Genomic DNA, 25,438 nt, shown 5'->3' with positions numbered 1-25,438 from the left:
AGGAACCGGGCACGAGGCGGACTGGAATGCATCGGCCGGAAAGGAACCGGGCACAAGGCGGACTCGAAATGCACATAGTCCAGCTGGCCAACTTCTACGGGCCACGCTCGGGCGGGCTGCGGACGGCGCTGCATCACCTCGGTGCCGGTTACGTGGCGAGCGGTCATCAAGTGACTCTCGTGGTGCCGGGGCGGCGCTACGCGGACGAGACACTGCCCTCGGGAGTCCGCCGGTTTTCCCTTCCCGCACCGCAGATCCCGGGCACCGGCGGCTATCGCGCGGTCGATCCGCACCGGGTGCGCGCGGTGCTGAAACACCTGGAACCGGACAGGCTGGAAGTGTCCGACAGGCTCACCCTGCGCGGCATGGGCGTGTGGGCGCGGCGCAACGGCGTGCCCAGCATGGTGATCTCGCACGAGCGGCTGGACAGGCTGCTGGAGCAGTTCCTGATGCCGGAACCCGTCGCGCGGCGCGTCGCGGACGTCGCGAACCGGAGGATGGCGCGGCGCTACGACACGGTCGTCTGCACGACGGCGTTCGCCCGCGCGGAGTTCGACCGGATCGCCGCGCCGAACGTGCGCCGGGTTCCGCTCGGCGTCGACCTCACGACGTTCACCCCGGCCCGGCGCGACGACGACTGGCGGCACACGCTGACCGGGAACGCCGACGCCCTGCTCGTCCACTGTGGACGCCTGTCGCCGGAGAAGCACGTCGAGCGCAGCGTGGACACCGTCGCCGAGCTGACCGAGGCGGGGCACCGCGTTCGGCTGGTGATCGCCGGTGACGGCCCTCGGCGGCGTGCGCTGGAGCGGCGGGCGCGCGGGCTGCCGGTGACCTTCCTCGGTTTCCTGATCGGACGCGGCGACGTCGCGCGGCTGCTCGCCAGCGCCGACGTTTCCCTCGCGCCCGGTCCACACGAGACGTTCGGGCTGGCCGCGCTGGAGGCGCTCGCTTCGGGGACGCCGGTGGTGGTCTCGGCGTCGTCGGCGCTGCGGGAGATCGTGCGGCCCGGCTGCGGCGAGGCGGTCGACGATCGCGCCCCCGCTTTCGCCGGTGCGGTCACCGGTCTGCTGGAGCGTCCCGAGGACGCGAGGCGCGCGGCGGCCCGGGCTCGCGCGGAGGAATTCGCCTGGCCGAGATCGGTGCGGGGAATGCTCTCCGCACTCAAGTGATCTCCATCCGTGCCCCCGCCACCACCCTCAACTGAGGAGCTTCGCTCCCAGACTTGGTCTTTGTATCTCTTTTGTACAACCGGCATTCATCGTCCCCTCACGCCATCGAGCGAGAGGACGGCACGTGAGGTTCGAAGTACTGGGCACGTTCAGCATCTCTTCCGGATCGCGGTCGGTCCCGCTGCACGGCCGGATGAGGAGAACGCTCCTCGGCGTGCTGCTGGTCCGCGCGAACACCTTCGTGCCGGTGAACGTGCTCACCGAGGCCCTGTGGGAGAGCAAGTGGGAGCCGCGGGCGGTGCCGAAGCTGCACTGGCACGTCCACAAGCTGCGGCAGGCCCTGCCCGAAGGCGACCGGCTCGGCTTCGACAACGGCGGCTACCGGCTGGAGGTCCACCCCGGCGAACTCGACGTCGAGACCTTCGAGACGCTGGCGGGTCAAGCGCTCAAGTCCGCCGACCCCGCGCAGCGCGCCTCGCTGATCCGGCAGGCCCTCACGCACTGGCATGGCGCGCCTTACGAAGGCCTCGACGTCCCGCTGCTTTCGGACGAGACGATGCGGCTTTCGGAGCACCGCTTGGTCCTGCTCGAAGAGCTCTACCAGGCCGAACTGGACCTCGGGCGGCACGCGAGCGCGGCCGTCGAGCTGGCGGATCTGGTGCGGCGGAACCCGTTGCGGCAGCGTGCCCAGTACCTCCTGATGGACGCTCTTTGGCGAGCCGGGCGCACGTCCGACGCGCTGGCGGCGTACCGGCGTGCGCGCCGGGTCTCGGTCGATCAGCTCGGCCTCGAACCCGGGCCGGAACTGCGGTTGCTGGAGCGGAGGATCCTCGCCGGCGAGGTCGCGGGGGCCGGTGCGCACCGTGCCCCGGCGTTGCTTCACCGGGCCAGGTGAACCTACGGGGCGCCGCTTTGCTCCCGCTTGGGTGACCTGTCTCAGGGGCTCGGGGTTACTGTTCGGGTATGTCCCGAGCGAGTCTTGACAAGGATCCGCACGAAGTCGCCGCCATGTTCGACGACGTCGCGGACGGCTACGACCGCGCGAATTCGTTCATGACCTTCGGCTTCGACCGCCGCTGGCGCACCATCACCGGCCGGGTGCTGGACGCCAAACGCGGCGAGAAGGTGCTGGACCTCGCGGCGGGCACCGGCGTGTCCACCGTCGAGTACGCGCGCAACGGCGCCTGGTGTCTCGCGGCGGACTTCTCGGTCGGCATGCTCAGGGCCGGCAAGCACCGCGGCGTCCCCATGGTGGCCGCCGACGCGATGAAGCTGCCGTTCGCCGACGACAGCTTCGACGCGGTGACCATCTCGCTCGCGCTGCGGAACTTCGTCGACACCAAGGCCGCGCTCACCGAGATCGCGCGGGTGGTCAAACCGGGCGGCCGTCTGGTGATCTGCGAGGTGTCGACGCCCACATTCCCGCCGATCCGGTTCCTGCACCGGAAGTTCATCGCGAAGCTGCTGACGTGGGTCGGCGCCAGGACCTCGTCGAACCCCGAGGCCTACTCCTACCTGGCCGAATCCATGCTGGCGTGGCCGGATCAGCGGACGCTCGGGGAGATCATCGCGAGCGCCGGGTGGACCGAGGTGGAGTGGCTGAACCTCACGTTCGGCGTCGTCGCCATCCACCGCGCCAAAAAGCCCTCCGTAAACTCGCGGCCATGACACGTCGCAACCCTGACCACGACGCCGAGGTCATCGTCGTCGGTGCCGGACCGGCCGGCTCCACCGCCGCCACGTACCTCGCCCGCGCGGGCGTCGACGTGCTGCTGCTGGAGAAGACCGAGTTCCCGCGCGAGAAGGTGTGCGGCGACGGCCTGACCCCGCGCGGCGTCAAGCAGCTCATCGACCTGGGGATCGACACGAGCGAGGACGCCGGCTGGGTGCACAGCCGCGGCCTGCGGATCCTCACCGGCGAGCTCACGCTGGAGCTCGACTGGCCGGACCTGACCAGCTACCCGCCGTACGGCGTTTCGCGGACCCGTCAGGACTTCGACGACCTGCTCGCGAAGACCGCGGTCAAGGCGGGCGCGCGGCTCTACGAGCGCACCACCGTCACCGGTGCCATCACCAGCCCGACCGGCCGCGTGATCGGCGTCGAGGCGAAGGTCGGCCCGGAGAAGACACCGGTGAGCTACCGCGCTCCGCTGGTACTGGCCTGCGACGGTGTCTCGGCGCGGCTCGCGCTGAGCGTCGGCATCCAGAAGAACGAGAAGCGCCCGATGGGCGTGGCGGTGCGGCAGTACTACAAGAGCCCGCGCCACGATGACCCGTTCATCGAAGGCCACCTGGAGCTGTGGGACCGCTCGGACCCGCGCGACCCCAAGCTGCTGCCCGGCTACGGCTGGGCGTTCCCGCTGGGCGACGGCACGGTCAACGTCGGCCTCGGCATGCTGTCGACGTCGGCCGCGTTCCGCAGTACCGACTACCGCGCGCTGCTGCGCCAGTGGCTCGACGGGACGCCCGAGGAATGGGGCTACCGCGAGGAGAACGCCATCGGCAAGGTCGGCGGCGCCGGTCTCCCGATGGGCTTCAACCGCACCCCGCACTACCGCGACGGCCTGCTGCTGCTCGGCGACGCCGGCGGCATGGTCAGCCCGTTCAACGGCGAGGGCATCTCGGCGGCGATGGAGTCCGCGCAGCTGGCGTCGGAGTTCGTCGTGCAGGCGCTGGCGCGCCGCGAGGGTCCGTCCCGCGAGCGGGCGCTGGAGGGCTACCCGCGCGCCGTCGCGGAGCTGATGGGCGGCTACTACCGGCTCGGCAACGTGTTCGCGAAGCTGATCGGGAAGCCGAAGATCATGCACGCCGCGACGAAGTACGGGCTGCGGATCAACTCGATCCTTCCGTTGGTGTACAAGGGACTTTCGGGCTGCTACGACGCCAAGGGCGGGGACGGCGTCGACCGTCTCATCGCTGCTCTGGCGAGGGCGACGCCCTCTCCGCGCTGACGGATCCGGAGTACCTGAAGGCGGGCGTCGGCTGGGTTGCTGCGGGTGCTGGGTCGGGTTGGTCGTGAGTGGCGATTCGGGTTAGAACCCGAATCGCCACTCACGACCAACCGGACCCATGCGCTTCGGGAGAGGCCGCAAGTAGGTGACCAATTGCGTTGGTCCCACACGTCTGGACCAGTCACGGGTACTCCGGGCAGTGGTATCGGTCACAGGACAAATGTGGTCAAACGGACCCCTGAAGCCGATCTTGGGAACGACGTCGCAGGTCATCGGTACCGCACGCCGGAAGTAACCGTACTGGCCGTGCGGTCAAGTTAGGGCAGCCTTATAGCACGGGGCCTAGGGACAAGAATGTGAGTCACGTCCTACACTCGCCTCATGCTTTGTGAATCGCTTCACATCCTCGACGGGAGGCTTGTGAACTATTTCACAAGCAAGGGGGCCGTCATGCACGGCCCGTAAGGGTTGCCTAACCCTCGGCGGTGTGACCCAAGTGACTTAGGGTGCCGACCGAGGGAAGCGGTGAACCCCGACTCGAAAACCGCAGCGGCGCGGAAAGGATGGCGAAAACCCCGTGCTGATGTTGCCCGTGCTGACCCAGGCGACCACCCCCTCGGTGCCGAACCTGGACATGTACCTCCCCCTGGTCCTCTTGTTCGTCCTCGCTCTCGCGTTCGCGGTGCTTTCGGTGCTGCTCGGCCCGCTCGTCGGCCCGAGCCGGGCCAACAAGGCGAAGCTCGCGGCCTACGAATGCGGTATCGAACCGTCGCCGCAGCCGGTCGTCGGCGGCGGCCGGATGCCGGTCGCGTACTACATCACCGCGATGCTGTTCATCCTGTTCGACATCGAGATGGTCTTCCTCTACCCGTTCGCGGTCTCCGCGGACGCGCTGGGCATGTTCGGCCTGGTGGAGATCGTGCTGTTCATCGCGACGGTCGGTTTCGCGTACGCCTACGTGTGGCGTCGCGGCGGCCTGGATTGGAACTAGAGAAGCATGGGCCTCGAAGAAAAACTCCCCAACGGCATCCTGCTCGCCAGCCTCGAAGGCCTGGTCAACTGGGCGCGCAAGAACTCGATGTGGCCCGCCACCTTCGGTCTCGCCTGCTGCGCGATCGAGATGATGACCGTCGGCGGTTCCCGCTACGACATCGCCCGCTTCGGCATGGAGCGCTTCAGCGCGACGCCGCGCCAGGCGGATCTGATGATCGTCGCCGGCCGCGTCACGCAGAAGATGGCGCCGGTGCTCCGCCAGATCTACGACCAGATGGCCGAGCCCAAGTGGGTGCTGGCGATGGGCGTCTGCGCCTCGTCCGGCGGGATGTTCAACAACTACGCCGTGGTGCAGGGCGTCGATCACATCGTCCCGGTCGACATGTACCTCCCCGGCTGCCCGCCGCGCCCCGAGATGCTGCTCGACGCGATTTTGAAGCTGCACGCCAAGATCCAGGACGAGCCGATCAACGCCCGCCGGGCCGCGATCCGCGCCGCCAGCGGTGAGCGCACCGAGCTGATCGCCTCCTCGATCAAGTACGCGAAGAAGTGAGCGACGTGCCCGAAGACAACACCCCCGAAGTCCCCGAGACGGGCGGCGAGCAGTCCAGCGCCGAACGGCCCGAAGGCGGCCTCGAGCCGCAGGGCGTCCGCCCGGCCGAGCCGGTCGTCACCGGTAAAGAGCGCCAGGGCATGTTCGGCGTGCGCGGCACCGGCGACACCTCCGGTTACGGCGGCGTCCGCCTCCCCGCGTACAGCCCTCCCCCGGCGGAGCGTCCGTACGGCGGCTGGTTCGACGAATTCGCCGACGAGTTCTACGCGGCCTTGGCGGACAACAAGATCCCGGCGAACGCGATCCAGCAGACCACGGTCGACCGCGGCGAGATCACCTTCTACGTCTCCCGCGAGCACCTCGTCGAGATCGCCAAGGTCCTGCGCGACGACGCCGGTCTCCGCTTCGAACTGCTCAGCTCGGTGTCCGGCGTCGACTACGGCGTCGACGTCCCGCAGCGGCTGCACTCGGTCTACCACTTCACGTCGATGACCTACCGCCGCCGCATCCGGCTCGAAGTCACCCTCGACATCGAAGACCCGCACGTCCCGTCGCTGGTCGGGGTCTACCCGACGGCCGACTGGCAGGAGCGGGAGGCCTGGGACATGTTCGGCATCGTCTACGACGGCCACCCGGCGCTGACCCGCATCCTCATGCCGGACGACTGGGACGGCCACCCCCAGCGCAAGGACTACCCGCTCGGCGGGATCCCGGTCGAATACAAGGGCGCGGAGATCCCGCCGCCGGACCAGCGGAGGTCGTACTCGTGAGCATTCACGACGAAGCAACCGAAGTTCCCGAAGCCGACTCCCGCGACACGACCGAAGGCCGCGTCTACACCGTTTCCGGCGGTGACTGGGAAGACCTCATCGAGGACTCCCGCCACGACGAGCGCATGGTCATCAACATGGGCCCGCAGCACCCGTCGACGCACGGCGTGCTCCGGCTCGTGCTGGAGATGGAGGGCGAGACCGTCACGCAGCTCCGCTCGGTCATCGGCTACCTGCACACCGGGATCGAGAAGAACTGCGAATACCGCACGTGGACCCAGGGCGTCACCTTCGTGACGCGCATGGACTACCTCGCCCCGCTCTCGACCGAGATGGCGTACTGCCTCGGTGTCGAGAAGCTGCTCGGCATCCAGGCCCCGCGCCGCGCCGAGCTGCTGCGCGTGATGCTGCTGGAGATCAACCGCATCGGTTCGCACCTGGTCTACATCGCCACCGGCGGGATGGAACTCGGTGCCACCACGGCGATGACGCTCGGCTTCCGTGAGCGCGAAGAGGTCTTGCACCTGCTGGAGCACCTCACCGGTCTCCGGATGAACCACGCGTTCATCCGCCCCGGCGGTCTCGCGCAGGACATGCCGGACGACTACCAAGAGGTCGTCAGCGCGTTCGTCAAGACGATGGACGAGCGGCTTCCCTTGTACGACAAGCTCTTCACCGGTCAGCCGATCTGGCGCAACCGGCTCAAGGGTGTCGGGTACCTGCCGGTCGACGCGTGCCTCGCGCTCGGTGTCACCGGCCCGGTGCTGCGCAGCGCCGGTCTCCCGTGGGACATGCGCAAGACCGAGCCGTACTCCCGCTACGACGAGTTCGAGTTCGACATCCCGACCTCGACCGAGGCGGACTGCTGGGCGCGCTACCTGCTGCGCGTCGAGGAGATGCACCAGAGCCTGCGGATCATCAAGCAGTGCCTGAAGAAGCTCGAACCGGGCCCGGTCATGGTCGAGGACAAGAAGGTCGCCTGGCCGGCGCAGCTCTCGATCGGCAGCGACGGCATGGGCAACTCGCTCGAGCACGTCCGCAAGATCATGGGCCAGTCGATGGAATCGCTCATCCATCACTTCAAGCTGGTCACCGAGGGCTTCAAGGTCCCGCCGGGTCAGACCTACACCTCGGTGGAGTCGCCGCGCGGCGAACTCGGCGTGCACCTGGTCTCCGACGGCGGCACCAGGCCGCTGCGGGTCCACGTGCGCGAACCGAGTTTCGTGAACCTGCAGTCGATGCCCGCGATGGCCGAAGGCGGCCTGGTGGCGGACGTGATCGCTGCCATCGCCTCGATCGACCCCGTCATGGGGGGAGTGGACCGTTGAGCACCCAGCCCGGAACGACACCGACGCCCGAGCCCGGCACCAGCCTGGCCGAGCAGACCCATATCGCCGCCGGTGGTGACGTCGACGTGATCGCGATCGCGCCGGATCCCGCCGAGGCGGAGGGGATCCTGGAGAACGCGAAGCTCGAAGACATCTTCGACGCCGACACCTACGCCAAGGCCCAGAACCTGATCTCGCGGTATCCGCAGTCGAGGTCGGCGCTGCTGCCGATGCTGCACCTGGTGCAGTCGGTGCAGGGTTACGTGAGCCAGGAGGGCATCGCCTTCTGCGCGCGGAACCTGGACCTGTCCGACGCCGAGGTCAGCGCGGTCGCGACGTTCTACACCATGTACAAGCGCCGCCCGTGCGGCGAGCACCTGGTGAGCGTCTGCACCAACACCCTCTGCGCGGCCATGGGCGGCGACGCGATCTACAAGAAGCTCCAGACGCATCTCGGTTCCGAAGAGAAGCCGTTGGGGCACAACGAGACCGCGGGTACGCCGAACGAGCCCGGCTCGATCACGCTGGAGCACGCCGAATGTCTCGCGGCCTGTGACCTCGCCCCGGTCATCCAGGTCAACTACGAGTACTTCGACAACCAGACCGAGGAAAAGGCCGTCGCGCTGGTCGACGCGTTGCAGGCGGGCAAGAAGCCGGCCCCGACGCGCGGCGCGCCGCTGACGAACTTCAAGGGCGCCGAACTGCAGCTCGCCGGGTTCTTCCCGGAGGACGCGCAGCAGTACCGCACGGACGTCGACGGTCCTTCGCAGGCCGTCGAAACCCTGCGGGGAGCGCAGGTCGCGCAGGACCGCGGCTGGACCGCTCCCGCCATGAAGGACGTTCCGCTCCCCGAAGTGGAGAAGAAGTAATGGCCGATCCCATCACCCCGGTCCTCACGAAGCGCTGGCTTTCGCCCAACTCCTGGACGATCCAGTCCTACGAAGCCCTCGAGGGCTACACCGCGATCCGCAAGACGCTCAAGGCCACTCCCGAGCAGATCGTCCAGCTGGTCAAGGACTCCGGCCTCCGCGGCCGTGGCGGCGCGGGCTTCCCGGCCGGCATCAAGTGGTCCTTCATGCCGCCGAACGAGGACAAGCCGCACTACCTCGTCATCAACGCCGACGAGGGCGAGCCGGGCACCTGCAAGGACATCCCGCTGATGATGGCGGACCCGCACTCGCTGATCGAGGGCTGCATCATCGCCTCGTACGCGATGCGCTCGCACCACTGCTTCATCTACGTCCGCGGCGAGGCGCTGCACTGCATCCGCCGTCTCAACGCGGCCGTGCGCGAGGCGTACGAAGCGGGCTACCTCGGCAAGAACATCCTCGACTCCGGATTCGACCTCGACATCACCGTGCACGCGGGGGCCGGGGCGTACATCTGCGGCGAGGAGACGGCGCTGCTGGACTCGCTGGAAGGCCGTCGCGGCCAGCCGCGGCTCAAGCCGCCGTTCCCGGCCGCCGCGGGTCTCTACGCCGCGCCGACGACGGTCAACAACGTCGAGACCATCGCCAGCGCGCCGTACATCGTCAACGGTGGCTCGAGCTGGTTCCGCGAGATGGGTCGCGAGAAGTCGCCCGGTCCGAAGATCTATTCGATCTCCGGCCACGTCGAGAAGCCCGGCCAGTACGAATGCCCGCTCGGCACCACGCTGCGCGAGCTGCTCGACATGGCGGGCGGCATGAAGGACGGCATCCCGCTGAAGTTCTGGACGCCGGGTGGTTCGTCCACGCCGATGTTCACCGCCGAGCACCTCGATGTTCCCCTGGACTTCGAAGGCGCGGCGGAAGCCGGGTCGATGCTGGGCACGACGGCCGTGCAGGTCTTCAACGAGACCGTTTCCGTGCCGTGGGCCGTGATGAAGTGGACGCAGTTCTACGAACACGAGTCCTGCGGCAAGTGCACGCCGTGCCGCGAGGGCACGTACTGGCTGGCGCAGATCCTGGAGCGCATGGTCGAGGGCAAGGGCACCGAGGAGGACATCGACACTCTGCTCGACGTCTGCGACAACATCCTCGGCCGCTCGTTCTGCGCCCTCGGCGACGGCGCGGTCTCGCCGATCCAGAGCGGCATCAAGTACTTCCGCGAGGAGTTCCTCGCGTTGTGTCAGGCAAACAAGCGCGAATTGGTGGGGGCGCAGGCATGACGATCGCACCCGACAAGCCCGGGACGTCCACAGAGGACACCCCGGTCCCCGAAGGCCACGTCAAGCTGGTCATCGACGGTGAAGAGGTCATCGCGCCCAAGGGTGAGCTGCTGATCCGCACCGCCGAACGGCTCGGCACGGTCATCCCGCGCTTCTGCGACCACCCGCTGCTCGACCCGGCGGGTGCCTGCCGCCAGTGCCTGGTCGAGGTCGAAATGGGCGGCCGTCCGATGCCGAAGCCGCAGGCCTCGTGCACCATGACGGTCGCCGACGGCATGGTCGTGAAGACCCAGCTGACCTCGGCCGTCGCGGACAAGGCCCAGCAGGGTGTGATGGAGCTGCTGCTCATCAACCACCCGCTGGACTGCCCGATCTGCGACAAGGGCGGCGAGTGCCCGCTGCAGAACCAGGCGCTCGCGCACGGCCGCGCGGACTCCCGTTTCGTCGACACGAAGCGGACGTTCCCGAAGCCGCTGCCGATCTCCTCGCAGGTCCTGCTGGACCGCGAGCGGTGCGTGCTCTGCCAGCGCTGCACCCGGTTCTCCCGCGAGATCGCCGGCGACCCGTTCATCGAGCTGCTCGAACGCGGTGCCCACCAGCAGATCGGCACCGCCGAGACCGCGGACGTGCTGGACCTGGCTTCCCGGACCACGTCGGGGCAGCCGTTCCAGTCGTACTTCTCCGGCAACGTCATCCAGATCTGCCCGGTCGGCGCGCTGACCTCGGCCGCGTACCGGTTCCGTTCGCGGCCGTTCGACCTGGTGTCCTCGCCGAGCGTGTGCGAGCACTGCTCGTCCGGCTGCGCCGAGCGGACCGACTTCCGCCGCGGCAAGGTCATGCGGAAGCTCGCGGGCGACGACCCCGAGGTCAATGAAGAGTGGCTCTGCGACAAGGGCCGGTTCGCGTTCCGTTACTCGACCGCGGACGACCGCATCCGCCGCCCGCTCATCCGCAACGCCGACGGCGTGCTGGAAGAGGCTTCCTGGACCGACGCGCTGCGCGCGGCCGCCGAAGGGCTGGCCAAGGCACGCGACGGCAAGGGCGCCGCGGTGCTGACCGGTGGCCGCCTGACCGTCGAGGACGCGTACGCGTACTCGAAGTTCGCGCGGATCGCCTTGGGCACCAACGACATCGACTTCCGCGCCCGCCCGCACTCGGCCGAGGAGCTGGGCTTCCTCGCGTCGCACGTGGTCGGGACGACACCGGAAAGCGGCGTCACCTTCCGCGAGATCGAGCGGGCGCGCACGGTGCTGTGCGTCGCGTTCGAGCCGGAGGACGAGGCGCCGATCGTGTTCCTGCGGCTGCGCAAGGCGGCCCGCAAGAACCGCACCCGCGTCGTCCACTTGGGACAGTGGACCACCTCGTCGGTCCGCAAGACCTTCGGCGAACTGCTGGCCTGCGCGCCGGGTTCCGAAGCCGCCGCGATCGACGGCATCGCGCAGCACGCGCAGGACGTCGACCAGGCACTGGCCTCGGAAGGGGCCGTGATCCTCGTCGGCGAGCGTGCCGCCGAGGTCCCTGGCCTGTTCTCGGCCCTGCACCGGCTGGTGGAGCGCACCGGCGCCCGGCTCGCGTGGATCCCGCGTCGCGCGGGTGAACGCGGTGCCCTGGCGGCGGGCGCGGCGCCGACGTTGCTGCCCGGTGGTCGCTCGGTCACCGACGCCGAGGCTCGCGCCGAGGTCGAAAAGGCTTGGGGCGTCACACTTCCCGCCACGGAGGGCCGCGACACCACCGCCATCCTCAAGGCCGCTTCGGGTCAGGACATCGACGGCCTGCTGGTCGGCGGCGTCGACCCGGACGACCTGCCGGACCCGGATCTGGCCCGCCGCGCGCTCGAGAACGCGAAGTTCGTGGTGAGCCTGGAACTGCGGCACAGCGGGGTCACCGAGCACGCGGACGTCGTCCTCCCGATCGCCCCGGCGGTCGAGAAGGCGGGCAGCTACCTGAACTGGGAAGGCCGCCGCCGCGAGTTCGCCGTCACCCTCGAAGGCACCGGCGCCCTGCCGGACTGCCGGGTGCTCGACACCCTCGCCGTCGAGATGGACGCGGACATCTTCACACAGACCCCGGCCGCTTCGGCCGCCGATCTGGCGAAGCTGCCCGCCCGTGAGATGAAGGACGCTTTCATTGCAGATTTCGCAATGAAGGACGCTTTCATCGCACGTCCGGAGACAGGGAACGGTCAGGCTCTCCTCGCCACCTGGAGGCAGCTGATCGACAACGGTTCGCTGCAGGACGGCGAGCCGCATCTCAAGGGCACGCAGCGCGAGGTCGTCGCCAAGCTCTCGGCGAAGACCGCCGAAGGCTTGGGCAAGACCGTGAAGGTCTCCACCGAACGCGGTTCCATCACGTTGCCGATCGAGGTCGCGGACCTGCCGGACGGCGTCGTGTGGCTCCCGGGCAACTCCGACGGCTCGGCCGTCCGCGCCTCTCTCGGCGCGGGGCACGGTTCGGCCGTCAACCTCACCGGAGGTGAGAAGTGACTCCGTTGCTCAGCCAGATGCCGGACGCCGCCGAGCGGGCGGCGCTGCTGGCCGACGACCCGTTGTGGCTGATCCTGATCAAGACGGTCGTCATCCTGCTGATCGGCCCGATCCTGACGATCTTCCTGATCGTCTGGGAGCGGAAAGCGGTCGGCCGGATGCAGAACCGTCCCGGCCCCAACCGGGTCGGCCCCGGCGGCTACCTGCAGTCCCTCGCGGACGCGATCAAGCTGCCGTTCAAGGAACAGATCATCCCGGACACCGCCGACCGCAAGGTGTACTTCCTCGCGCCGGTGATCTCCGCGGTGCCGGCGTTGATCGCGCTGGCCGCGATCCCGTTCGGCCCGGTGGTCTCGATCTTCGGTGAGCGGACCACGCTCCAGCTGGTCGATCTGCCGGTCGGCGTGCTGGTGATCCTCGCCTGCTCCTCGATCGGCGTGTACGGCCTGGTGCTGGCCGGTTGGTCGTCCGGCTCGCCGTATCCGCTGCTCGGTGGACTGCGAAGCGCGGCTCAGGTGATCTCCTACGAGATCGCGATGGGTCTGTCCATCGTGGGCGTCATCCTCTACGCGGGTTCGATGTCGACGTCGGCGATCGTCGAGTCGCAGCAGACCGGCTGGTACTTCTACCTGCTGCTGCCGAGCTTCGTGATCTACCTGATCTCCATGGTCGGCGAGACCAACCGCGCGCCGTTCGACCTCCCCGAGGCCGAATCCGAGCTGGTCGGCGGTTTCCACACCGAGTACAGCTCGATGAAGTTCGCGATGTTCTTCCTCGCCGAGTACGTCAACATGGTGATCGTTTCGGCGTTCGCGACCACGTTGTTCCTCGGTGGCTGGAAGTTCCCGTTCGTCGGCGCGGACCACGCGCTGAACCAGGGCTGGCTCCCGCTGATCTGGTTCACCGCCAAGCTGTTCATCCTGCTGTTCGGCTTCATCTGGCTGCGCGGCACGCTGCCGCGGCTGCGGTACGACCAGTTCATGCGCCTGGGCTGGAAGGTCCTGGTGCCGGTCAACCTGGTCTGGATCGTCGTGATCGTCACGGTCCGCGCGATCAAGAACTCGGGTGGCCTGTCCACCCCGCAGATCCTCTTCGGTGGCGGCGCGCTCATCCTCTTCGTCGTCATCCTGAGCTTCCTGATCCCGGACAAGAAGGTCCCGGACGACGACTACGTCCCGGTGACCGGCGGCGGATTCCCCGTGCCGCCGCTGGACCTGCAGGTCCCGGAGAAGACCCCGCGTCAGAAGGCCCTCGCGAAGGCCGAAGCCCGGGCTGCCAAGCGCAAGCCCGCGGCGGTTTCCAGTGGAAGGGAGGCCGGCGATGGGGATGTTTGATCCCATCAAGGGTTTCGGTGTCACCTTCGGCATGATGTTCAAGAAGGTCGCCACCGAGGAGTACCCGGAGGCGGGCGCCCCCGCGGCTCCGCGTTACCACGGCAGGCACCAGCTCAACCGGCATCCGGACGGGCTGGAGAAATGCGTCGGCTGCGAGCTGTGCGCGTGGGCCTGCCCGGCGGACGCGATCTTCGTCGAAGGCGGCGACAACACCGAAGAGGCGCGGTACTCGCCCGGTGAGCGGTACGGCGCCGACTACCAGATCAACTACCTGCGCTGCATCGGCTGCGGGTTGTGCGTCGAGGCCTGCCCGACCCGGTCCCTGACGATGATCAACTTCTATGAGCTGGCCGACGACGACCGGCAGCGGTTGATCTACACCAAGGAAGACCTCCTCGCGCCGCTCCTGCCCGGCATGGAGCAGCCGCCGCACCCGATGCGGCTGGGCGACAACGAGCAGGACTACTACGTCAACGGCCCGGAACTCGCACGGAAGCCCGCTGAGCCGAAGGAGCCGGTCCAGTGATCACGGCTTTCCTCGCGCAGACGGACGTTTCGGCCGGGATCACCACCGGCGAGACCATCGCGTTCTGGGTGCTCGGCCCGCTCGCGCTGCTCGGCGGGCTCGGCATGATCTTCTCCCGCAACGCCGTGCACTCGGCGCTGTGGCTGGTGCTCACGATGCTGTGCCTCGGCGCGCTGTACATGATCCAGCAGGCGCCGTTCCTCGGCTTCACGCAGATCATCGTCTACACCGGCGCGATCATGATGCTGTTCCTGTTCGTGCTGATGCTGGTCGGCCGGGAGAGTTCCGACTCGGTCGTCGAAGTACTGCGCGGACAGCGGGTCATGGCGACCCTGCTCGGCATCGGTGTCGGCGGGCTGCTCGCCGCGGGTCTCGCCCGCGCGATGGCCAACGTGACCCCGGCCCTGCCGGTCGACCCGGCGAACGTCGACGGCGGCGGGCCCGGCGGGCTGGGACGGCTGATCTTCACCAAGTACCTGTTCCCGTTCGAGCTCACCTCGGCGCTGCTGATCACCGCCGCGCTCGGCGCGATGGTGCTCGCGTTCACCGACCGGCACGCCAAGGGCGGCAAGAAGAACCAGAAGGAACTCGTCGTCGACCGGTTCACCGGCAAGCACGACCGGCCTTCGCCGCTGCCCGGACCGGGTGTCTTCGCCACGGCCAACTCGGTCGCCACCCCGGCGCTGCTGCCCGACGGCTCGATCGCCAGGGAGTCGCTCTCGGAGATCATCGAGTCGACTTCGGCCGCACAGCTGGAAAACGAGCGTAAGCAGGTCGCCGGGACGGAAGACGGCCCCGACGCCCACGCTCTGGTCGGCAAGCCTGAAGGGGAGAAGGAATGACCCCGACGTACTACCTGCTCCTGTCCGCGCTGCTGTTCGCCATCGGCGCGGTCGGGGTGCTGGTGCGCCGCAACGCGATCGTCGTGTTCATGTGCATCGAGCTGATGCTGAACGCGGCGAACCTGTCCCTGGTCACGTTCGCCCGGATCAACGGGTCGCTGGACGGCCAGGTGATGGCGTTCTTCGTGATGGTCGTGGCCGCCGCGGAGGTCGTGGTGGGGCTCGCGATCATCATGGCGATCTTCCGCACCCGGCGTTCGGCCTCGGTCGACGACACCAACCTGCTGAAGTACTAGGGAGCACCGAGAGTGACCGCATCATCGTGGCTGCTGGTGGCCTTCCCGGCTCTCGGCGCCCTTATTCTTTTGCTGGCGGGTAAGCGGGCCAGGGGCTGGGGACACCTCCTCGGCAGCGCGACCGTCTCACTGTCCTTTGTGTACGGCCTGATCCTGTTCTTCACGGCCGACACGAAGGCCACCGCGGACGTCAAACTGTTCTCGTGGATCCCGGTTTCGGCGCTGCAGGTCGACTTCGGGCTCCGGATCGACGCGCTTTCGCTGACGTTCGTGCTGCTGATCACCGGCGTCGGCATGCTGATCCACTTCTACTCGATCGGCTACATGGCCGAGGACCGTGACCGGTCGAGGTTCTTCGCGTACCTCAACCTGTTCGTCGCCTCGATGCTGATCCTGGTGCTGGGCAACAGCTTCGTGACGCTGTACCTCGGCTGGGAAGGCGTGGGTCTCGCTTCGTACCTCCTCATCGGCTGGTACCAGGACCGTCCGTCCGCTGCCACCGCGGCGAAGAAGGCGTTCCTGATGAACCGCGTCGGTGACGTCGGGCTCGCGCTGGCGATCTTCCTGATGTTCAAGTACGTCGGGAGCACCGGTTACGCCGAGGTCTTCGGCGCCGTCGGCCAGATCCCGACCGGCGCGGTCACCGCGATCGCGATCCTGCTGCTGCTGGGCGCCTGCGGTAAATCCGGTCAGTTCCCGCTGCAGGCCTGGCTTCCGGACGCGATGGAGGGCCCGACCCCGGTCTCGGCCCTCATCCACGCGGCGACGATGGTCACCGCCGGCGTCTACCTGGTCGCCCGCGCGCACGAGATCTTCAACGCCACCCCGGACGGCCGCCTGATCGTCACGCTCGTCGGTACGGTCACGCTCCTGATCGGGTGCATCATCGGTTGCGCCTACGACGACATCAAGAAGGTCCTGGCGTACTCCACGGTCAGCCAGATCGGGTACATGATGCTCGCCGTCGGCCTCGGGCCGATCGCCTACGCGCTCGGCATCATGCACCTGGTCGCGCACGGTTTCTTCAAGGCCGGGCTGTTCCTCGGGGCCGGTTCGGTCATGCACGCCATGAACGACGAGGTCGACATGCGGAAGTTCGGCGGGCTGCGCAAGCACCTGCCGGTCACCTTCTGGACCTTCGCCCTCGGCTACCTGGCGCTGATCGGCATCCCGCCGCTCTCGGGCTTCTTCACCAAGGACGCGATCATCGAAGCGGCGCTGAGCCAGGGCGGCTGGCGCGGCTGGGTGATGGGTGGCGCGGCACTGCTCGGCGCCGGGCTCACCGCGTTCTACATGACGCGCCTGATGGTGATGACCTTCTTCGGCAAGGAACGCTGGAAGGAGATCAAGTCCAGCGACGGGCGCGACTTCCACCCGCACGAGTCTCCCGCGATCATGAAGTGGCCGATGATCATCCTGGCGATCGGCTCGATCGGCGCCGGTGCGTTCTTCGCGCTCGGCGACCGGTTCGCCGAATGGCTTTCGCCGGTGGTCGGCCCGCTCGAAGAGGGTGGCCACAGTGTCATCCCGCACGCGCTGGTCCCGATCCTCACCGTGGCGCTGTCCGTGCTGGGCGCGGCGGCGGCGTGGTTCTTCGTCGGCCGCAAGGACGTTCCGGTGGAACGCCCCGAGCGGGTCTCGGCCGTGGTCAAGGCCGCGCGCAACGACCTGTACGGCAACACCCTGAACGAGACGCTGGTCGCCCGCCCGGGCACCTGGCTCGCCCGCGCGCTGGTCTACGTGGACAACCGCGGGGTCGACGGCGCGGTCAACGGCCTCGCCGCCGCGCTCGGTGGCGGATCCGGGCGCCTGCGCCGCCTTCAGACCGGCTTCGTCCGCTCGTACGCACTGTCCATGCTGGGCGGCACATTCCTGCTTCTGGCGGCACTCCTGCTGGTGAGGTTCTCCTGATGACCTGGGTTCTCGCATCCATCCTGCTGCCGCTGCTCGGTGCGGCGGTCGTCGCCGGGATGAAGAAAAACGACAGGCTGGCGACGCTCACCGCGCTCGTGGTGTCGCTCCTGACGTTCCTGCTGGTGATCCCGATGTGGGCGAGCTATTCGCCGGCCGGGGACCGGATCCAGCAGAAGTCCTCGATGGACTGGATCCCGAACTTCGGCATCCACATCTCGTTCGGCATCGACGGCATCGCGCTGGTGATGATCGCGGTCATCGGCCTGCTGGTGCCGATCGTGGTCGGCGCGCTGGGCCTCACCGACAAGCTCCCGGCCGGGCGCTCGGCGGGCGGGTTCCTGTCACTGATCCTGGTGCAGGAGGCGCTGACCATCGCGGTGTTCGCCGCGACCGACGTCTTCCTGTTCTACGTGCTGTTCGAGATCATGCTGATCCCGATGTACTTCCTGATCGGCGGCTACGGTGGCGCGAACCGGCAGTACGCGGCGGTCAAGTTCTTCCTGTACTCGTTCCTCGGCGGCCTGATCATGCTGGCCTCGGCGATCGGGGCGTACTCGCTGGCGTCGGACGAGCTCGGCAAGGGCACCTTCGACTGGGAAACTCTCGTCACGGTCGTCCGTGACGCCCCGCTGGGTACCCAGATCTGGCTGTTCATCGGGTTCTTCCTCGCGTTCGCGATCAAGGCCCCTTTGGTGCCGTTCCACACCTGGCTGCCGGACGCCGCGGGCCAGGCGCCCATCGGCGTCGCGGTCCTGCTGGTCGGTGTGCTGGACAAGGTCGGCACGTTCGGGTTCCTGCGCTACTGCCTCCCGATGTTCCCGGAGGCCAGCAAGGAACTCGCGCCATGGGTGCTGGTTCTCGCCGTCGCGGGTGTCCTTTACGGATCGATCCTCGCGGCCGGGCAGCGCGACATGAAGCGCTTCATCGCCTACGTGTCGATCGCCCACTTCGGGTTCATCGCGCTGGGCATCTTCACCTTCAACGAGCAGGCGATGGTCGGCTCGGTGTCGTACATGCTGAACCACAGCCTCGCCACCGGCATGCTGATCGTGGTCGTCGGCCTGATCGTGATGCGCGGCGGGTCCACGCGGATCTCCGACTACGGCGGCATGGCGAAGGTGACCCCGCTACTCGGCGGGATGCTGCTCATCGCCGGTCTGTCCACCTTGTCCCTGCCCGGCACGAACTCCTTCATCAGTGAGTTCCTGGTGCTGCTGGGGTCCTTTGTGGACTACCCGGTGTACACGATCATCGCGACGGTCGGCATGGTGCTGGCCGCGGCGTACGTGCTCTGGCTCTACCAGCGCGTCATGCAGGGCCCCGTCCGCGGTGACGCCCTGATGGCGGCGGGCGGTGGACCGGGTACGGCGATCGCCCCCGAACTCGGGGCGACCAAAGCCATCAAGGACCTCGGCGGCAAGGAGATCGCGATCCTGGCGCCGATGGTCGTGCTGATCATCGCGCTCGGGTTCTACCCCAAGCCGGTGCTCGACACGATCACCCCGTCGGTGCAGCAGACCATGTCGTCGCTGGATGCGCAGAGCGTGAATGTTGGAGGCGCGAAATGACCAAGTCCGAGGGCGCTTTCGCCCGAAGGGCCCGCGTTCATGGAGGCAGGCCGAAGGTCTGTCTACGTGAACGCGGATGCGCCCTCCTGGAAGACACCGTGCAGGGAGGCAGGTAAACCGTGCACTTCTTGACCCAGGCGCCACCGCTGACGGTGCCGTCGATCGACTACTTCGCCGTCACGCCGATCCTGATCATCCTCGGGGCCGCGTGTGTCAGCGTGCTGTTCGAAGCCTTCCTGCCCAAGCACATGCGGTGGCCGTCGCAGGTCTTCCTGTCCCTGGTCGGGATCGGGGCGGCGGGCGTCTTCCTCGCCTGGTACGCCAGCACTTCCGCGCCGAAGGGCGGCATCACGACCTTCAGCGGCGCCATCGCCGTCGATCGGCCGTCGCTATTCCTGTGGGGCACGCTGCTGGCGCTCGCGCTGGGCGCGCTGCTGCTGATCGCGGACCGCTCGGTCGAGCCGGGCGGCGCCTTCGTCGCGCAGGCCGGTATCCGCCCCGGCACGGTCCAGGACCGCGCGCAGGTCGGCACCACCGGGATGCAGACCGAGGTCTTCCCGCTGACGCTGTTCGCGCTCGGCGGCATGATGGCGTTCGTCGCGGCCAACGACCTGCTCACCATGTTCATCGCGCTCGAGGTGCTGAGCCTGCCGCTGTACCTGATGTGCGGTCTCGCCCGCCGTCGTCGCCTGCTCTCGCAGGAGTCCGCGGTCAAGTACTTCCTGCTCGGCGCCTTCTCGTCGGCGTTCTTCCTCTACGGTCTCGCGCTGCTCTACGGCTACGCGAACTCCGTGAAGCTGTCGGACATCGCCAACGCCGCCGCCGGTTCGGACCGCTCGGACACGCTGCTGTTCGCCGGGCTCGGGTTGCTCGCGGTCGGCCTGCTGTTCAAGGGTTCGGTCGGTCCGTTCCACACCTGGACCCCGGACGTCTACCAGGGCGCGCCGACCCCGGTCACCGCGTTCATGGGCGCCTGCACCAAGGTCGCCGCGTTCGGCGGGATCCTGCGGGTGTTCCAGGTGGCGTTCGAGTCGACGAGCTGGGAATGGCGCGGCGTGCTCTGGGGCGTCGCGATCATCTCGATGCTGATCGGCGCGGTGCTGGGCCTGACGCAGACCGACGTGAAGCGCATGATCGCCTACTCGTCCATCGCGCACGCCGGGTTCCTGCTCGTGGGTGCGATCGCGATGACCGAGGAAGGCTTGTCGAGCACGCTGTTCTACCTGCTGGCCTACGGCTTCACCACGCTCGCCGCGTTCGGTGTCGTCTCGCTGGTGCGGGACTCGAACGGCGAGGCGACGCACCTGTCCGCCTGGGCCGGGCTGGCGAAACGGTCTCCGGTACTGGCCGGCGTGTTCACCTTCCTGCTGCTCGCACTGGCCGGTATCCCGCTGACCAGTGGTTTCGTCGGCAAGTTCGTGGTGTTCTCGGCGGCCCTGTCCGACGGTATGGCGCCGCTGGTCGTCGTCGCTCTGATCTTCAGCGCCGTTGCCGCGTTCTTCTACCTGCGCGTGATCGTGCTGATGTACTTCTCCGAGCCCGCCCCCGACGGCCCGACCGTCACCGTGCCCGGCGCGTTCACCACCACGGCGATCACGCTCGGCGTCATCGTCACGCTGGTGCTGGGCCTGCTCCCGGCGTTCGCCCTCGACTGGGCGGGCTCCGGCGGTTTCGCCCTCAAGTAGTCCGGTTTCGCGGAAGGCCCCCTCGCTGACGTGAGGGGGCTTTTTCGTGTCAGGGCGACGTCAGAGCGGTGTCAGGCCGCACCTTGATAGTTCCCTCATGACTTCCTCTACCTGGACCGGGATGCTCCCCGTCGAAGACACCGCGCTGGCCGTCACCGACTCCGGTGGCCCCGGCATCCCGATCGTCTACCTCAACGGCCAGTTCGCGACCCAGGGCTACTGGCGGCGGATCCTCGCCGACCTGGGCTCGGACCTCCGCCACATCACCTACGACGAACGTGCCCGCGGCAAGTCGAAGCGATCGTCCGACTACTCCTTCGAGGCGGCCGTTCGCGATGTCGACGCGGTCCTCGAAGCCCGGGAAGTGAAGCGGGCCGTCGTGGTGGGCTGGTCCTACGGCGCGGTCGTCGCGGCGCACTGGGCGGCCAGGAACCCGGAACGGACCATCGGCGCGGTCCTGGTCGACGGCGCGTTCCCGTACGACTGGATGGACGACGCCATGGAACAGCGGATCCGGAAGCTGTTCAAGCGCCTCAATTTGGTCATGCCGCTGCTGCGCCCGACCGGGCTGACCCCGCGGATGTCCGCCGCCGAGCAGGCGGAGAGCAACATCGAACTAGGCAAGCTCTCGCGGGAGGCCGAGCTGGGCCCGGTGCTCGATGGCATCACCGTCCCGACGCGATACGTGGTCGCGTCGGGAACCTCGTTCGGCAGCAAGGAAGACGAGCAGGAAAAGATCCGGACGAGTCTCGACGGTGTGACCGCGCGCAATCCGAACATCAAGGTGAGCGCGAAGGTCGAGAGCAACCATGGAGCCTTGCTGCGCAAGGACTTCCGTGCCATTTCCGCGGCCGTGCACGAGGTCGCCCGGCTCGGGGAATGACTTGCCCGAGCGCATCGGGCAGGGTGGTCGCGATGCCGAAGCCGAGACCCACACCCCAGGCGAGGGCCCTCGCCGACGGACTGCGAGCCGCGCGGAAGGCCGCCAGACTGGCCGCGACCGAAGTGGCCGACAAACTGGCGTGGTCCCAGTCGACGATCAGCCGGATCGAAACCGGCCTCCGCGCGGCGTCCGCCGAGGAGGTGTCGGCGCTGCTCGCGGTCTATCAGGTCACCGGGGAGCGGCGAGAGGCCCTGCTCTCGTTGTCTCGCGACAGCGGGCAGTGGTGGTTCGCCGACACGTCCTTCCAGAGTGAAACGCTCGCGCAGTACGAAAAGGAGGCCACCAAGATCGTCGCTTTCGGGGCAACGCTCCTGCCCGATCTGCTGTGGACTCCCTCCTACGCGAGGGCGGCGGCCCCGGGAGTGCGGCAGAAACTGTCAGGGCAGAAGAGGTTTGTTGCGTATATCGACGAAGCGGCGCTGCACCGTCAGGTCGGTGGGCCGCGGGTGATGGCGAATCAGCTTCGGCATCTCATCACGATGGCGGAGCGGCCCACCGTCGAACTCCGGGTCATCCCGTTCGCCGCCGGGGCACATGCGGGTGATGCCTACGTTTTGCTGGAATTCGGCGACGCCCCACCGGTGGTGTACCTGGAACATCGGCGATGCGGGCTGTTCCTGCACCGGCCCTGCGATGTCGAGCCCTACCTCCGGTCCACTGTGGACGCCGTCGCGCTGGATCCGGCGCGGTCGGTGCGCCTGATCGAGTCAGTGGTCGAGACTTGCCCGCAGCGCGGCGACTTTCTGGGCCAGTAACGTGGGTTCGCCGGGCAGGACGGTGATGTACCGGTTCCGGGGAGAACCGCTCACGTGCATGGCCACCCGTCCGGAGTCGAGGTCCAGATAGGACAGGCCGTCCGTGGCCTCTGTGCGTTTTCCCCCGTCAGGGCGCATGGCCGCGGCGAAGAAACCGACACCGAAATAGGGCTGCTCGAAGACCTCGTCCAGCTGCCGTGCTTCGCGGCTTCGGGACTCGGGCTCGTCGTAGAGACCGTCCCCACTGTCGCCGTTGAAGTCGTCCTGGGGCAAGGAGAACGGGGCGAACCGCGCCGGCGGGTACTCGGGCAGGTTCATCACGAGCGCCGCCGCGCGGTCGGCGGTCCGCACGCCTTTCAGCCACACGCGATTCCCCTCGCAGATCGCGGTCACCGCGGCCCGTCCGCGTACGGCGACGAGCACGTTGTACTGCTCCGTCTCGGTTCGCAACGTCGCGTAGTACTCGGTGTTCGGCCGGTCGAGTATGTGCAGGACGTCCTCGAAGTCGCTGGTGAGCCGCTTGCCCTCGGTGAACCCGAGCCCGCCGAGCTCCTCGAACGCCGTCCTTTCCTCCCCGTTCCGCGACGACGGCGGGATATAGCGCAGCCCGCCCGCGAAGATCAGATGCGGATCTCCGCAGCCGGCGTGACGGAACGCGGTCAACAAGGTGTCGAGCGTGATCTCGACCGGGCGCGCGAGCACCACGTGCCTCCCTCCCCTGGGACTGTGGTGCTACTTCTTCTTCTCGCCGATCACCGGCGGCATCGGCTTCTCGGTGTAACCGCCGAAGGTCTCGTCGGGATCCGGGTTCTGGAGGTACGCCGGAGCCTTCTTCTCCTTGTCATCCTCGCCCTTCCCGCGAGCGGCGCCGGGCGCCATCGGCATCCCGTTCGCCCCGCCCCGACCGGTCGAGCCCGCTGCTCCCGCCGCACCGCGACCGGCCACGCCCTCACCGGGCATCCCGGCGCCGCTTCGGCCACCCATGCCGGGCTGCTGTCCGGGCCCGCCTACTCCACCCGTCCCACCTGGTCCGCGGAAACCGCCGCCGCTCGGTACTCCGGGTGACCTGCCGCCCGTGCCCGGACCGTACGGCGTGGGCCCGGTCGTTCCCGGGCCGTACCCGGGCGGGAAAGCGCCGGGCGTGTTGTACGTGGGGTTCGGCTTGCCGGTCGGCCCGAAGTCGAGGTTCGCCGCCGGCGGCACGACCGGAGTGGTCTGGGGCGGCGTGTGCGAATTCGCGCGGGTCCCGTCGTCCGGCCGCTGTTGCCCGCCGGTCTGTTGGTGACCCGGCTGGGGCCCTTGCCCAGGCTGCGGGCCGCTGTCAGCTGCGCCCGGTGCGCTCGGCCCGTTGGGGCCACTCGGCCCGCCGGGACCGCTGGGACCGCTCGGACCTCGGTAGGGCTCGCCGACACCGTATTCGCGTCCGTCGGAGCCGTCGCCGAACCCCCTCACCGCAGGCTTCCCGGCGCCGCCTTCGTCCAGGGTCACGCTGCCGCCGGGGTCGGTGAGTTGCGCGTACTGGGCGGGCAGCTCGTCACCGTTGGCGGTGCTGGCCGAATGGTAGCTCGCGAAGGTGTCGATGTTGTGCTGGCTGTCGGCCTGATACCCCTGGACCTTGCTCCAGTAGCCGACCAGACCGCCACTCATGACAGCCTTGACGTCCTCGGCCGTCGGGGCGGGCTGCTCGGGCGGCACCGGCTTGACCGAGTTCTTGGCGGTGCCGAACGCGTCCATCTGCGCGCTGATCGCCGACTGCGCCACGGCCAGATGCATCGCGTCGTCGTACGCGGCTTCCACAACAGGCTTCGTCGCGTCGGCGGCCGCGTCGCTGGCGCCACCCTGCCAGCCGGCCATGGTCTTCTGGGTGAGCGCGGAGAGCTTCTGCGCGCGCTCGTGGTGCTTGGCGGTCAGGTCGAAGGCACGGACCTGTGCTTCGGAGAGTGAGCCAGTGCCCTCACCTCCGGTGACTTGCTCATAGATCTGAGCTGCGGTGAGCGGTCCTGCAGGCATCAGTTGCCCCCTCGGATGGTGGCCAGCACCCTGATCGCGCCTTCACGGGCGGCGTCGCAGGGGTCCTTCTTGCCGATGTTCGCCTCGGACTGGAGCAACGCGATGCCGATGGTTTGCGTGTCGCTGATACCTAGCGAGACTGAGCAGTCGCCTTCGGCGCGGCGGTCCGTGACGCCGTATGCAGTTACTGGGTAACCATCAATGGGTTCAAGCGGTTCGACCAGTTTGTAGGCCTTCCCCTTGGCGGCATACACGCTAGCTGTGCCTCCATCTGGACCGTTGCCAAAGACCACGTCGATCCGTGGATTGAGAGATGAAGGCACGGTCCACCTGCAGGCAGGACCCGCCGCGCCGTCTCGCTGCTTGGATTCGGTAGTAGGTCCGAGGAGGTCTTTGGCCTGTGCATCCGTGAGGACAGTGCAGGGGGCCTGCTTGAACCGTGTCACGTCGATCGATTGCTCGACCTTCGGTACACCAGGCGGCAGGCTAGCCGAGCCCGATTGACTCGGGCTTGCCCCGCCGGTGCTGGGTGTGGGGGTGCCATTGGTGGTTGGCGTCGAGCACGCGGAGAGACCCAGGGCGGTCGCGCTAAGGATGAGAATGGTGCGTCGCATCAGGCGATGCCCTCCGACTGCTGGTTGATGACCGTTCTGGCGTGTTCGTCCGCAGTGGCGTACTTGCCTAGCGCCGCTACGTACTTGGCGGCCATATTTTTGCAGTAGGCGACGCGCTGATTGAGGGCATCCACGAGCGCCTGACCGGACTGGCGGGTGATTGTGGCGTTGTCTTCGCTCGCGTATTCCCGCCCAGGGGGCTCAACCTTGGCGATGAACTCTGCGTCTACGAGGTCGTCCCGGTACTCCTGGGCGAGGTCGGTCCACTCTTTCACCAGCTCGTGGAGGGTCGCCTCGTCGTACTTGAACCCCGCCCCTTGGGCAACAGGCGTCCCGTAGGAACCCCCGCTGGGCCGGAAGCGATCGACCTCGCTCCAACGCAGGCCCGGTTCATAGGTCGGCGAACCCTCAGGCATGGCCATGCACCCCTGGCGCCGTGAAACGTTCCTCGCTGAATGGCCGAAGCCGCCCCGAAGTCACCGTCGTCATCTGCCCCTCCCGTGGCTACAAGGCGCGTCTCCCCGATGCACCCTGCGTAATCCGACGCCGGGA

At 68.0% G+C, this 25,438-nt stretch carries 24 protein-coding genes; 20 read left to right on the top strand and 4 right to left on the bottom strand.

What is annotated here, in order from left to right:
- The first annotated feature begins 68 nt into the window (after positions 1 to 68).
- From AC069I_RS03365 to AC069I_RS03270, 20 genes are all read left to right on the top strand, one after another.
- Positions 69 to 1,172, top strand: a complete 1,104-nt coding sequence (locus AC069I_RS03365) for a glycosyltransferase (RefSeq protein WP_478264768.1) — start codon at positions 69 to 71, stop codon at positions 1,170 to 1,172.
- 124 nt (positions 1,173 to 1,296) lie between these two features.
- Positions 1,297 to 2,067, top strand: coding sequence for an AfsR/SARP family transcriptional regulator (locus AC069I_RS03360; protein WP_340684870.1), 771 nt, complete (start codon positions 1,297 to 1,299; stop codon positions 2,065 to 2,067).
- A gap of 68 nt (positions 2,068 to 2,135) precedes the next feature.
- Positions 2,136 to 2,840, top strand: coding sequence for a demethylmenaquinone methyltransferase (locus tag AC069I_RS03355; RefSeq protein WP_478229518.1), 705 nt, complete (start codon positions 2,136 to 2,138; stop codon positions 2,838 to 2,840).
- Positions 2,837 to 4,123 (top strand): geranylgeranyl reductase family protein, encoded by a 1,287-nt coding sequence (locus AC069I_RS03350; protein WP_340684868.1) that lies wholly within the window; start codon positions 2,837 to 2,839, stop codon positions 4,121 to 4,123. The genes AC069I_RS03355 and AC069I_RS03350 overlap by 4 nt, the downstream gene beginning before the upstream one ends.
- 583 nt (positions 4,124 to 4,706) lie before the next feature.
- Positions 4,707 to 5,114: an NADH-quinone oxidoreductase subunit A gene (locus AC069I_RS03345; RefSeq protein WP_340688815.1), complete on the top strand. Its 408-nt coding sequence runs from the start codon at positions 4,707 to 4,709 to the stop codon at positions 5,112 to 5,114.
- Between the two features lie 6 nt (positions 5,115 to 5,120).
- Positions 5,121 to 5,669, top strand: a complete 549-nt coding sequence (locus AC069I_RS03340) for a NuoB/complex I 20 kDa subunit family protein (RefSeq protein ID WP_005151847.1) — start codon at positions 5,121 to 5,123, stop codon at positions 5,667 to 5,669.
- Between the two features lie 5 nt (positions 5,670 to 5,674).
- Entirely contained in the window at positions 5,675 to 6,439 is a 765-nt protein-coding gene (locus tag AC069I_RS03335; RefSeq protein WP_478229519.1) for an NADH-quinone oxidoreductase subunit C, read from the top strand.
- Positions 6,436 to 7,767: an NADH-quinone oxidoreductase subunit D gene (locus AC069I_RS03330; RefSeq protein ID WP_378434359.1), complete on the top strand. Its 1,332-nt coding sequence runs from the start codon at positions 6,436 to 6,438 to the stop codon at positions 7,765 to 7,767. The genes AC069I_RS03335 and AC069I_RS03330 overlap by 4 nt, the downstream gene beginning before the upstream one ends.
- Entirely contained in the window at positions 7,764 to 8,636 is an 873-nt protein-coding gene (gene nuoE / locus AC069I_RS03325; protein WP_478229520.1) for an NADH-quinone oxidoreductase subunit NuoE, read from the top strand. The genes AC069I_RS03330 and nuoE overlap by 4 nt, the downstream gene beginning before the upstream one ends.
- On the top strand, positions 8,636 to 9,916 hold the full coding sequence (gene nuoF / locus AC069I_RS03320) for an NADH-quinone oxidoreductase subunit NuoF (RefSeq protein ID WP_478264767.1): 1,281 nt from the start codon (positions 8,636 to 8,638) through the stop codon (positions 9,914 to 9,916). Before nuoE ends, nuoF begins: the two co-directional genes overlap by 1 nt.
- Complete coding sequence (locus tag AC069I_RS03315) at positions 9,913 to 12,399, top strand: NADH-quinone oxidoreductase subunit G (protein ID WP_478264766.1); 2,487 nt, start codon at positions 9,913 to 9,915, stop codon at positions 12,397 to 12,399. The genes nuoF and AC069I_RS03315 overlap by 4 nt, the downstream gene beginning before the upstream one ends.
- On the top strand, positions 12,396 to 13,733 hold the full coding sequence (gene nuoH / locus AC069I_RS03310; RefSeq protein ID WP_478229522.1) for an NADH-quinone oxidoreductase subunit NuoH: 1,338 nt from the start codon (positions 12,396 to 12,398) through the stop codon (positions 13,731 to 13,733). The genes AC069I_RS03315 and nuoH overlap by 4 nt, the downstream gene beginning before the upstream one ends.
- A complete protein-coding gene (gene nuoI, locus AC069I_RS03305) occupies positions 13,720 to 14,259 on the top strand; it encodes an NADH-quinone oxidoreductase subunit NuoI (protein WP_125678873.1) in 540 nt (179 codons plus the stop codon). Before nuoH ends, nuoI begins: the two co-directional genes overlap by 14 nt.
- Positions 14,256 to 15,101, top strand: coding sequence for an NADH-quinone oxidoreductase subunit J (locus AC069I_RS03300; protein WP_478229523.1), 846 nt, complete (start codon positions 14,256 to 14,258; stop codon positions 15,099 to 15,101). The genes nuoI and AC069I_RS03300 overlap by 4 nt, the downstream gene beginning before the upstream one ends.
- A complete protein-coding gene (gene nuoK, locus AC069I_RS03295; RefSeq protein ID WP_005151882.1) occupies positions 15,098 to 15,397 on the top strand; it encodes an NADH-quinone oxidoreductase subunit NuoK in 300 nt (99 codons plus the stop codon). The genes AC069I_RS03300 and nuoK overlap by 4 nt, the downstream gene beginning before the upstream one ends.
- Positions 15,398 to 15,409: 12 nt before the next feature.
- A complete protein-coding gene (gene nuoL / locus AC069I_RS03290) occupies positions 15,410 to 17,308 on the top strand; it encodes an NADH-quinone oxidoreductase subunit L (protein WP_478264765.1) in 1,899 nt (632 codons plus the stop codon).
- Positions 17,308 to 18,879: an NADH-quinone oxidoreductase subunit M gene (locus AC069I_RS03285; protein WP_478229525.1), complete on the top strand. Its 1,572-nt coding sequence runs from the start codon at positions 17,308 to 17,310 to the stop codon at positions 18,877 to 18,879. Before nuoL ends, AC069I_RS03285 begins: the two co-directional genes overlap by 1 nt.
- 119 nt (positions 18,880 to 18,998) lie before the next feature.
- Positions 18,999 to 20,564, top strand: a complete 1,566-nt coding sequence (nuoN, locus tag AC069I_RS03280) for an NADH-quinone oxidoreductase subunit NuoN (protein WP_478229526.1) — start codon at positions 18,999 to 19,001, stop codon at positions 20,562 to 20,564.
- A gap of 97 nt (positions 20,565 to 20,661) precedes the next feature.
- Positions 20,662 to 21,447: an alpha/beta fold hydrolase gene (locus AC069I_RS03275; RefSeq protein WP_478229527.1), complete on the top strand. Its 786-nt coding sequence runs from the start codon at positions 20,662 to 20,664 to the stop codon at positions 21,445 to 21,447.
- 32 nt (positions 21,448 to 21,479) lie between these two features.
- On the top strand, positions 21,480 to 22,262 hold the full coding sequence (locus tag AC069I_RS03270; protein ID WP_478264764.1) for a helix-turn-helix domain-containing protein: 783 nt from the start codon (positions 21,480 to 21,482) through the stop codon (positions 22,260 to 22,262).
- Here the strand turns inward: AC069I_RS03270 and AC069I_RS03265 are convergent.
- The 4 genes from AC069I_RS03265 to AC069I_RS03250 are packed head-to-tail and all read right to left on the bottom strand — an operon-like array spanning position 22,215 to position 25,302.
- Positions 22,215 to 22,967, bottom strand: a complete 753-nt coding sequence (locus AC069I_RS03265) for an ESX secretion-associated protein EspG (RefSeq protein ID WP_478264763.1) — start codon at positions 22,965 to 22,967, stop codon at positions 22,215 to 22,217. The two genes, AC069I_RS03270 and AC069I_RS03265, sit on opposite strands and share 48 nt — an antisense overlap.
- A gap of 27 nt (positions 22,968 to 22,994) precedes the next feature.
- Positions 22,995 to 24,272, bottom strand: a complete 1,278-nt coding sequence (locus AC069I_RS03260; protein WP_478264762.1) for a PPE domain-containing protein — start codon at positions 24,270 to 24,272, stop codon at positions 22,995 to 22,997.
- On the bottom strand, positions 24,272 to 24,886 hold the full coding sequence (locus AC069I_RS03255; protein ID WP_478264761.1) for a DUF3558 domain-containing protein: 615 nt from the start codon (positions 24,884 to 24,886) through the stop codon (positions 24,272 to 24,274). The genes AC069I_RS03260 and AC069I_RS03255 overlap by 1 nt, the downstream gene beginning before the upstream one ends.
- A complete protein-coding gene (locus tag AC069I_RS03250) occupies positions 24,886 to 25,302 on the bottom strand; it encodes a hypothetical protein (protein WP_478264760.1) in 417 nt (138 codons plus the stop codon). Before AC069I_RS03250 ends, AC069I_RS03255 begins: the two co-directional genes overlap by 1 nt.
- Positions 25,303 to 25,438: the final 136 nt, after the last annotated feature.

Source organism: Amycolatopsis sp. NPDC043885 (assembly GCF_056435685.1).
The sequence above is the reverse complement of the archived record's forward strand: the minus strand, read 5'-3'. Positions and strand labels throughout refer to the sequence as shown.

Excerpts from the sequence above, each read along its gene's own strand:
- AC069I_RS03365 (WP_478264768.1), top strand. The coding sequence starts at position 69 with ATGCACATAGTCCAGCTGGCCAACTTCTACGGGCCACGCTCGGGCGGG.
- AC069I_RS03355 (WP_478229518.1), top strand. The coding sequence starts at position 2,136 with ATGTCCCGAGCGAGTCTTGACAAGGATCCGCACGAAGTCGCCGCCATG.
- AC069I_RS03350 (WP_340684868.1), top strand. The coding sequence starts at position 2,837 with ATGACACGTCGCAACCCTGACCACGACGCCGAGGTCATCGTCGTCGGT.
- AC069I_RS03345 (WP_340688815.1), top strand. The coding sequence starts at position 4,707 with ATGTTGCCCGTGCTGACCCAGGCGACCACCCCCTCGGTGCCGAACCTG.
- AC069I_RS03340 (WP_005151847.1), top strand. The coding sequence starts at position 5,121 with ATGGGCCTCGAAGAAAAACTCCCCAACGGCATCCTGCTCGCCAGCCTC.
- nuoF (WP_478264767.1), top strand. The coding sequence starts at position 8,636 with ATGGCCGATCCCATCACCCCGGTCCTCACGAAGCGCTGGCTTTCGCCC.
- AC069I_RS03315 (WP_478264766.1), top strand. The coding sequence starts at position 9,913 with ATGACGATCGCACCCGACAAGCCCGGGACGTCCACAGAGGACACCCCG.
- nuoI (WP_125678873.1), top strand. The coding sequence starts at position 13,720 with ATGGGGATGTTTGATCCCATCAAGGGTTTCGGTGTCACCTTCGGCATG.
- nuoK (WP_005151882.1), top strand. The coding sequence starts at position 15,098 with ATGACCCCGACGTACTACCTGCTCCTGTCCGCGCTGCTGTTCGCCATC.
- AC069I_RS03285 (WP_478229525.1), top strand. The coding sequence starts at position 17,308 with ATGACCTGGGTTCTCGCATCCATCCTGCTGCCGCTGCTCGGTGCGGCG.
- AC069I_RS03275 (WP_478229527.1), top strand. The coding sequence starts at position 20,662 with ATGACTTCCTCTACCTGGACCGGGATGCTCCCCGTCGAAGACACCGCG.
- AC069I_RS03270 (WP_478264764.1), top strand. The coding sequence starts at position 21,480 with ATGCCGAAGCCGAGACCCACACCCCAGGCGAGGGCCCTCGCCGACGGA.
- AC069I_RS03260 (WP_478264762.1), bottom strand. The coding sequence starts at position 24,272 with ATGCCTGCAGGACCGCTCACCGCAGCTCAGATCTATGAGCAAGTCACC.
- AC069I_RS03255 (WP_478264761.1), bottom strand. The coding sequence starts at position 24,886 with ATGCGACGCACCATTCTCATCCTTAGCGCGACCGCCCTGGGTCTCTCC.
- AC069I_RS03250 (WP_478264760.1), bottom strand. The coding sequence starts at position 25,302 with ATGCCTGAGGGTTCGCCGACCTATGAACCGGGCCTGCGTTGGAGCGAG.